Origin of the sequence: Microcystis aeruginosa LEGE 91341 (assembly GCF_015206885.1) — a bacterium.
GTDB lineage: Bacteria > Cyanobacteriota > Cyanobacteriia > Cyanobacteriales > Microcystaceae > Microcystis > Microcystis aeruginosa_H.
In genome coordinates, this window is sequence record NZ_JADEXY010000049.1 from 22489 (window position 1) to 29702 (window position 7214).

Annotated in this window: 8 protein-coding genes; 2 read left to right on the forward strand and 6 right to left on the reverse strand. The window is 43.9% G+C overall.

Going from position 1 to position 7214, the window contains the following annotated elements:
- Positions 1–25: 25 nt before the first annotated feature.
- Both IQ234_RS09650 and lipB read right to left on the reverse strand, forming a co-directional pair.
- Positions 26–1288 (reverse strand): pentapeptide repeat-containing protein, encoded by a 1263-nt coding sequence (locus tag IQ234_RS09650; RefSeq protein WP_193956932.1) that lies wholly within the window; start codon positions 1286–1288, stop codon positions 26–28.
- Position 1289: 1 nt separating this feature from the next.
- Positions 1290–1958, reverse strand: coding sequence for a lipoyl(octanoyl) transferase LipB (gene lipB, locus IQ234_RS09655; RefSeq protein ID WP_193956937.1), 669 nt, complete (start codon positions 1956–1958; stop codon positions 1290–1292).
- Between the two features lie 473 nt (positions 1959–2431).
- Between lipB and hpf the strand changes: the two genes are divergently transcribed.
- A complete protein-coding gene (gene hpf / locus IQ234_RS09660; RefSeq protein ID WP_193956933.1) occupies positions 2432–3031 on the forward strand; it encodes a ribosome hibernation-promoting factor, HPF/YfiA family in 600 nt (199 codons plus the stop codon).
- A gap of 58 nt (positions 3032–3089) precedes the next feature.
- Here the strand turns inward: hpf and IQ234_RS09665 are convergent, their stop codons facing one another.
- Positions 3090–3500, reverse strand: coding sequence for an Hsp20/alpha crystallin family protein (locus IQ234_RS09665; RefSeq protein WP_193956934.1), 411 nt, complete (start codon positions 3498–3500; stop codon positions 3090–3092).
- Positions 3501–3846: 346 nt separating this feature from the next.
- On the reverse strand, positions 3847–4488 hold the full coding sequence (locus IQ234_RS09670) for an L-threonylcarbamoyladenylate synthase (RefSeq protein ID WP_002753175.1): 642 nt from the start codon (positions 4486–4488) through the stop codon (positions 3847–3849).
- On the opposite strand from IQ234_RS09670, the gene larC reads away from it, so the two are divergent.
- The gene (gene larC / locus IQ234_RS09675; protein WP_193956935.1) at positions 4465–5721 is read left to right on the forward strand and encodes a nickel pincer cofactor biosynthesis protein LarC; all 1257 of its coding nucleotides are present in this window, start codon (positions 4465–4467) and stop codon (positions 5719–5721) included. The two genes, IQ234_RS09670 and larC, sit on opposite strands and share 24 nt — an antisense overlap.
- A gap of 34 nt (positions 5722–5755) precedes the next feature.
- On the opposite strand, the gene IQ234_RS09680 is transcribed toward larC, so the two are convergent.
- Both IQ234_RS09680 and rpsD read right to left on the reverse strand, forming a co-directional pair.
- Positions 5756–6208, reverse strand: coding sequence for a DUF29 domain-containing protein (locus IQ234_RS09680; RefSeq protein ID WP_193956936.1), 453 nt, complete (start codon positions 6206–6208; stop codon positions 5756–5758).
- 305 nt (positions 6209–6513) lie between these two features.
- Positions 6514–7122, reverse strand: coding sequence for a 30S ribosomal protein S4 (rpsD, locus tag IQ234_RS09685; RefSeq protein WP_002737433.1), 609 nt, complete (start codon positions 7120–7122; stop codon positions 6514–6516).
- Between the last annotated feature and the right edge of the window lie 92 nt (positions 7123–7214).

Sequence of the window (7214 nt, forward strand, 5' to 3'; positions counted from 1 at the left end):
TTTACCATTATTCAGCATACCCTAATTATCGGCCCAAAAGATTGGCAATATCAGCACATCCCCCCGGAATGGTTGCGCGGGACTTTTCCCCACACCAACGACAACAATAGTGACGTTGTTCCTCGCTCATATTTTTCACCCTGGTAAAATTGACATTTTCTACCACTGCTCCCGTGTGTTCTCCGCTGTCATAATTGGGGGGAACGGTACGACTGCGGGGGGTAGCATTTTCTAGGGAACCATAAAATAAACGCATCCCTTTGATATCTGCCCCTCTTAAATTAGCTTCGTAGAGAATTGTCCGCGATAAATTTGCTTTCACCAAATCGCCATAACTTAAATCGGCCCGCACCATATTCGCTTCGCTTAAATCGGTCCAGCGCAGATCCTGCCCAGAAATGTCGGCCCCCGCTAACATTACCCCCAATTGTACTACTCTTGTACCGAACTCTCGATCCTCCGCATAACCCCCTTCCCCGTCTAGAATCGGTCGGCCTAGATAACGATCGCGTTTAATCGGTGATAATAGCCGCGATTGACTCAAAAAACGCAGTATTTTCGCTTTCCCGGCGGCATCGACACTGCTGAGGATGGAAGCGGTGCGACCTTCTGCGATCGCTCTTTCCTGGGGCCAATCTTCTAAAAATCCCTCCTCATCCAAGGCTAAATCAGAAATCCCCTGAAAATAGGAATCGATCGTCTGTTGTTGGGTAATGCGATTTTGTTGTATGGTTAAATCCTTAGAAATAACGTACTGTTCCCAGGCCACATACACCGCTAACACGGCGATCATAATCTGTCCCAAGGCCCCCACCCACTCGGCCCAGGAACCAAACTCATCATATTTAAAACTCTCTAACCATCGCAATATGCGATCGTAAACTCCTAAATATTTCCCTAATCCGGCCAGAGCGGCTATAAAAACGATAAAAGCAAAAACCGTCTGACGTTCAGAGGGGGTGAGATAATGGGCGATCCACTGGCGAATAGAGGGCAAAATCACCTGTAAAGATATTAATATCGCTACTATCGCCCCAGAAAAGCCTAACCAGTCCCAGCTAAAGACGAGGCCGATGGTCATCACCATCAGGGGGGCCAGTAATAACCCCGCGTTACCCGGCCGAAGATCTTTTAATACTAGGATGCGCTGACGCAGAGGATTACGCGAAGATAAGGAGGAGACGTATTCGGAGGCATCGGGGGGCGATAAACCAGCTTTACCGTTATTTTCGGGGTTATCTTCCCTATTTTCCGCACCGAGTTTTTCTGGGTCTTTGCGATCGCTCATATTAATCCTTGTCAAGAGAAAATAATTCCACACCGAAAACTGAGGCGAAAACTCTCGATAAATCTTGTTGTACTTGCATAAGACTAATATTAGGCAGAAACTGCCGTAAACTGCCCACGGGTTTATTAGCAATCCCACAGGGAATAATCTCGGCAAACCCGCTTAAATCGGGACAAACATTGAGGGCAAAACCATGATAGGTAATCCAATGACTAACTTTAATACCGATCGCCGCTATTTTATACCCTTCTACCCATACCCCTGTCAAGCCCCCGATTCTTGCCCCCGACAATCCATAAATAGCGATAGTTTGCAGGATGACTTCTTCCAATTGTCGCAAATACCAGTGTAAATCCTGCTGATAATAGCGCAAATTGAGGATCGGATAGCCCACTAACTGCCCCGGACAGTGATAGGTGACTTCGCCTCCTCGCTCGATTCGATACACTTCTTTGTCGGTTTTCTCAAGATTAAATTTAATAAACTTAATATCTGAACCGGTACCGAGGGTGTAAACGGGGGGATGTTCCAGCAGCAGCAGCACATCGGGTAAGTCAGGATTAGCGATTCTTGCCTCCACCAGCGATCGCTGGTGCGCCCAAGCGAGAGAATAGGGGGTAATTGCCTGAATTTTCAGCCCACAGAGACGAGGTATTTTTTGAGCATTCATTGCGAGATGTGTCAAAATATTTAAGAAATGTGAAGGAGCGCAAAGGAAGATTAAAAGAAGGGAAGATATAGATGTTGGGGAGAATACTAAGTGCTAATCTAAGGTTATCCCATCTATTCGGATGTTAACCGTCCCACAGGAGAAACAATCACCAGATTCTCTTGCTGGCGGCGAAAATCGGTTTCTTTAAATAAAAGTTAACAGAACTTCGCACTTCTGTTAAGAAAAGCTTTGCAGAAACTTGTTAGAATAGAGGTAAATAAATCCAGTTGCAAATAGGCGCTCGACCCGATGAATTTTCCGCGCGATCCGACAAAAAAAAGAGAACGAAAACACCGACAATATCTAGACTGTGACCTCTGACAACAGCGCGATCGAGCAGGTTTTTGAGGATTAAATTCCTAGCATCAACATCCCTTAAAAATAGTTGATGTGGACGGTCTATAGCCAAATTTTTAGATGGAGTAGTGAGTATGAAGCTATTGATTCAGGGCAATAATATCGCTGTCACCGAACCTATTCATGATTATGTGGAACAAAAGCTGGAGAAAGCGGTGAAACATTTTAACGGCATAACCACAAAAGTCGATGTTCACCTCTCCGTGGAAAAGAATGCACGCATTCCCGATCGCCACAAAGCGGAAGTAACGGTTTATGCTAATGGAACAGTGATTCGCGCTCAAGAAGGAAGCGAAAATTTATACGCGAGTATTGATTTAGTTTCTGATAAAATCGCTCGTCAACTCCGCAAGTATAAAGAGAGATTGGTGGATCATCGCACCCACTCCACCGTTAAAACTAGCGAGGTGGTGCAAGAAAAACCCTTAGATGATAACCTAATTGGCGATCGCACTCCCGAATTACCTGCGGAAGTAGTGCGGATGAAATACTTTGCCATGCCACCGATGACTATTGAGGAAGCACTAACACAACTGCAATTAGTCGATCACGATTTCTTTATGTTCTGCAACAAAGACACGAACGAAATCAACGTTATCTATCAACGCAATCACGGCGGTTTTGGTGTTATTCAACCCCGTCCCGTTAACCTAAATGGCAAAGAATCCAATTAACAGTTAGCGACCACAAATAAAACAAAAGACTGGAGAAATTCTCCAGTCTTTTTCTCACCTAACCAAGATTAACTTTCACCACTTTATTTTTTTCTGCCACCGCTTTTGGGAGGGTCAGATAAAGAATACCGTCTTGATAGTTAGCGGTAACTTGGCTATTTTGTACCTCTACTGGCAGGGTAATCAAGCGACTAAATTTACCATAATAAAATTCGCTGTTTTCTACCCCCTCAGGGCGTTGACGTTGCCCATTAATAGCCACCATTTGCTTGCTAACCTCCACATCGATATCTTTAATATCCATGCCGGGTAATTCGATTTTTAATTGCACGGAATCCTCGTTAACAGAGATTTCCACCGGGGGACGAGATACCAAGGAAGTTGTCGGTAATACTTCTTGAAAAAGTTGATCGATTTGACGTTGAACAGAATTAATTTCTAGGAAGGGAGAATAAAGAGTGAAAGCCATAGTAATAATTTCCTTGAGAGGTTTTCTCTGACTGCGATTACCTCTATCTTAAGCAACTAACTTGACTTACACAAGGCGGTTTTCAGGAAATAAAAAGTCGCAATAACCGATACAGTTATCAGTTATCAGTTATCAGTTATCAGTTATCAATGGGGAAGTTGTGGGGTGTGGGCTTCGGCCGTGAGCTCAGGCTTCGACGGTGAGCTCAGCCGAACCGCCGAACGGGTGTGGGGTGTGGGGAGAATAAATAAAATAATCTCTTGTCTCCTGACTACTGACTCCTGTCTCCTGACTACTGACTACTGACTCCTGTCTCCTGTCTCCTGAATACTGTCTCCTGCCTTCGTTATAACCATTGTTGTAATTCCGGCCAACCCAAACCCTGACGCACGATATCCGGTTGATCGGCAGTAAAATCAACAATGGTTGACACTTCCGAACCGGGAGCCGAACCATCTTCGATAATTAAATCAACGATATGATCGAGGGCATCGAATAACCTAGCGGTTTCTAATCCCTTGGTGGGAAAATCCCCCTCCTGATCGGGAAGATGGGCAGAACTAGAGATAATAGGATTTTCTAGGGTTTCGAGAATAGTGCGACAGATAACGTGATCGGGAACCCGGATACCAGTGGTTTTCCGCTTCGGATTCATCACCACTTTCGGCACTAATTTAGTCGCTGGTAAGAGAAAAGTGTAGGGACCGGGTATAACTCGTCGCATAATCTTATAAGCATAATCGCTGACCACTGCGTACTCGGAAATATTCGACAAAGAAGAACAGAGAAACGTCAAGGGTTTATCATTAGATAGTTGCTTGATTTGGCGAACTCGTTCGACGGCGGATTTCACATTGAGATCGCAACCGATCGCATAGACGGTATCGGTAGGATAAAGCATAATTGCCCCATTTTTCAGGGCATGACAGATTTCTTGGATAGAACGTTGTTGGGGATTTTCCGGATGGAGAGAGTAAATAGTAGCCATGATAGCAAAATCGTCGCCTATTGGGATTGTCCCACGGGAATCGCCGGGGATATGTGTTTAGGGGCATTAGTAGATTTAGGAGTCCCCTTAGAATACCTGATTGCACAACTAAAAACTTTAGGAATTGAGGAGGAATATCAGTTAAGGGCCGAAAAAGTGCATCGTCGCGGTCAAATTGCTACTAAGATTCACGTCGATGTCACTGCCGAGAAGTCCGCTGATCATCACCACCATCACCATCATACCCCTGCTCGCCATTTACCGGAGATTGAAAGTTTAATTAAACAGGCAAATTTACCCCAGAAAGTCCAAGAATGGAGTTTAGCAGTTTTTCAACAACTTGCGATCGCAGAAGGATCCGTTCACGGGATCGCACCGGAAAAAGTGCATTTTCACGAAGTCGGGGCAACGGATGCCATTATTGATATCGTCGGGACTTGTTTGGGGTTGGATTGGCTATCGGTGGGTGAATTATACTGTTCTTCTCTACCCACCGGCGGCGGTACAGTTCAGGCCGCCCATGGTCGTTTACCGGTTCCTGTGCCAGCAGTAGTACAATTGTTCAGTCAGCGACAAGTAACAATTTATAGTAATGGCATCGAAGCGGAGTTAGTAACACCCACGGGGGCAGCTATTGTGACAACTTTAGCTAAAAGTTTCGGTAAACCGCCGAAAATGCAGTTAGAAAAGGTCGGTTTAGGAGCAGGTACAAAAGATTTACCGATTCCCAATCTTGTCCGGCTTTGGTTAGGGAAAAAAGTAACAGAAAAGCTAGATGAAATCGAAACTGTGGCAGTTTTAGAAACTCAAATTGATGACTTAAATCCACAAGCGATCGCCTACTTAAGTGAGGCTTTATTACAAGTGGGTGCCTTGGATGTATTTAGTCAAGCAATTACTATGAAAAAATCTCGTTTGGGGATACTTTTGACAGTAATTTGTGCCTTGGATAAAATTGCTATTTGTGAAAATATGATCTTTCAGGAAACCACAACTTTAGGCATTAGAAGGACAATTCAAGAGCGATCAATCTTAAAAAGAGAGATACAATCGATCGATACTATCTATGGTCAAATTCGGCTAAAAGTTGCCTACAAAGAGTCAATTAATCAACCGATTACCGTACAACCAGAATACGAAGATTGTGCCGCAATTGCCCGTCAGCATCATCTACCTTGGCGATTTGTTCATCAAATGGCCTTAGCTATTTGGCAAGAAAAAAATCAGTCTTGACAGGAGGGCAACTTTATCATAAAACTGCTATTGTTTAAAAGCTATTTTCAGGAAAATAATCCCAATTTAAAACCTGTTCTTGGCTAAAAGGACAATCAACCGGAAAAGTTTCTTTTGGTAAATTAGTTTCATTTACCGTCCCTCGCACTGCTTTTTGATAACATTCTGCGAAAATATAGGTCAAATAGGGTTTTAAGCTAGGACTATCCCTAAAAATAAGCTCTAATTGTTCTCTTTGCTCATCAATGGTATTTATCCAGCTATTAGTTCGTTTTTCCGGTTGATATTGCCATTTAAGTAAGTGCATCAAGAGAACTTTTAAACGACTAAATACCTCCCGTCTATTATTACGTCCCATATCGGATATTTCTTCGATTAAGTTGTCTAAATCAAGGTCCGCTAAATTGCCCTTTTTTAAGTGATTTACGGTTTGCTCAAGCCACAAATTAAAATCAGTTTCATAAAGCTGAGATAATTTAGTTTTCATGTTGATAATATCCCATTTAGAAGTGGGTGCTAACAGACCACTCTCTTAACTGTAACCGTTCAGGGGAGGTATCAGTAGGGGGAGCCGGTTGAGGTTCTGCCATTCGCAGTCGGATGTTATACCATTTTTCTTTATTCGCGTCACAACGAATGCAGGCTTGGCAAGCATTCGAGCGCGGATGTCTGTCATGGATTTAGAAATTTGGTATTAGCCAGCCCCATGTACAGTCAAAAATACTAAATTTAACCAATAAAATAAGGACGCTGCCAATTGCGTCCTCAAGGTGTCTGGAAAAGGCTTTTTTCCTAGACTTTCCGAGAGTAGTATTCCACTACTAACAGTTCATTAATCGAGAGAGCAATCCATTCTCTTTCCACAACGCCATTCACTTTGCCCACGAGGGTGTTTTTGTCAAATTCCAAATGACTCGGCAGGTTGGCTAAACCGGGGTATTCCATATTTCTTTTGACGAGATCCTGGGAACGTTCCTGATTTCTGACTCCAATCACATCACCCGGACGGCACTGATAACTGGCAATATCCACAACTCTACCGTTAACGGTGACGTGACCGTGATTGACTAATTGTCGCGCCCCCGGAATTGTCCCAGCCATACCGAGACGGAAAACGGTATTATCCAGACGCATTTCTAAGAGTTGCAGCAGCACTTGACCAGTGGAACCAGTAGCCCGGCGAGCTTTGCGGACATAGCGAACTAATTGTTTTTCGCTGACACCGTAGTTAAAACGCAGTTTTTGTTTTTCTTCTAGACGAATGGCATATTCTGAACGTTTTTTGCGGGCCTGGCCATGTTGCCCCGGTGCATAGGCACGACGGGCATTTTTACGAGTTAGGCCCGGTAATTCCCCTAAACGACGCACAACGCGCAAGCGCGGTCCTCTATAACGAGACATACAAACAGTCTGCTCCTATTTAAATTTATCCCAAAACTATTATCATAGCACAAATTAAGTAATTTAGTGGGGAAGTGGGGTGTGGGGTGTGG